The 1,670-nt window shown below is 69.2% G+C and carries 1 protein-coding gene; it reads right to left on the bottom strand.

All coding sequences use genetic code 11. The features are described from left to right. Positions 1–289: 289 nt before the first annotated feature. The coding region (locus AC1D01_RS33670; RefSeq protein WP_477873812.1) for a sensor histidine kinase at positions 290–1,670 on the bottom strand (1,381 nt) is incomplete at its 5' end.

The following is a 1,670-nucleotide window of genomic DNA, read 5'->3' as shown; positions in this document are numbered from 1 at the left end:
GGGCGGCGTAGGCGGTGCGGCGCGCGCTGCCGCGCGTGATGACGGCCGGCCCGGCGGCGCGCACGGCGCGCATCAGCGTCGGCCGGCTCACCTGCAGCAGCTCCAGCAGCCGGCCGGCCGGCATCCGCTGCCAGGTGCGCAGCGTGGAAACGAGGCGGTCGGCGATCGTCATCGTGAAACGATACTTTTCAGGTGGAAAATCGATTTTCCATAGGTGAAAATGAATGAATCGTCGTTTTCAGTGAAACGATTCATGTAACGATTATATCGAGCCCCGGGAGGGGCCGTGTCAGCGCCGCTCCGACAGCTGCCTGATCGTCACCCGGCAGCGGATCCCGACCGCGCCGGCTTCCTTCCACTCGACCTCGCCGCCCAGCTGCTTCACCCGCTTGCGCACGCCGCCCAGCCCGAGCCCGTGGGCCCAGGCCTGCGGGTCGCGGCCGAGGCCGTTGTCGGTGATCGTCAGCTCCAGCCGGTCCTGCAGCAGGTGGAACTCGATGTCGACGCGGCGCGCCTTCGCATGCGCGATCGCGTTGCTCACCAGCTCGCGCATCACGCGCGTCAGCGCCGACCACTGCACGACAGTCAGCGAGATGTCGCGGTCGAAGGTGAGGTTCCAGCCGAGCTCGATGTGCGCCGCCGTGAGCCGTTGTGTCAGGTCGGCCTTCCATTCGGCGGCGGCGTGCGACAGCGGGTGGTTCGGCGCGGCGAGCCCGCGCGTCAGCGTCTTCAGGTCCTGCAGCGTGTGCCGCACGTACTCTTCCATCTCGGGCGACTGCGCCTTGTACATCAGCGTCAGCAGCCGCGCGCCGATGTCGTCGTGCAGGTCCTGCGCCAGGCGCAGCCGCTCTTCGCTGCGGCCTTGCTCCACCGCCTTGTCGAACGCGATCGCGCGGCGCAGCTGCTCGAGGATGCGTTCGGCCAGCCGCGCGTCTTCCGACGTGAAGAGCCGCCGCCCGCGGTGCGCGAAACGCAGCACCACCGAGCCGGGCAGCCCGTCGCCGACGCCGGGCAGCTGCGGCACCGGCACCACCAGCGTCGAGCCGTCGCCGGCCACGCGGGCGCTGCGCGTGGCCTTCTCGACCACCACCGCCTCCATCGGATCGAACAGCTCGCGCAGCAGCTGCATCAGCATGTCCGATGCACGCTCGGGGTGCGTCTCCACCTCGCGCGCCATGCGGTAGAGCTTCTCGAACATGCGCTCGGTCGTCAGCACGTTGCTGCCGAGCAGCTGGTTCAGGATCCACTGCCGCGCGCCGGCGTAGATGCCCAGCGACAGGAACAGCGCCAGCGTCACCGAGGCGAACTGGCCGAGCGAGAACACCGCGACGAACAACAGGTCGAGCGAGGTCGCGATCGTGCTCACCGCCGCGAGCAGCGAGAACTCGCGCATCACCTGCTGCGATTTCGACAGGAACGGCACCAGCAGCAGCAGCGACGCGAAGAACACGTACCAGATCGCCGGCCCGATGTTGACCATCTGCTGCTGCACCGCCGGCAGCCGGTGGCCGGCAGCGATCGCGATGGTCAGCAGCACCCAGGTGCTGATCGCCATCACGCCGAAGCGGCGCATCACGACCGCGAACGGGTGCGGCTCGCGCCGGTACCACCAGCTCAGCAGCGCGAGCGCTGCCAGGCCCAGCAGCGTGACGCCGCCCTGCGCCCACCAC

This window comes from Rhizobacter sp. P3_B12 (assembly GCF_056402895.1).
Note: the sequence above shows the minus strand (reverse complement) of the source record. Positions and strands in the feature narration are given on the sequence as shown.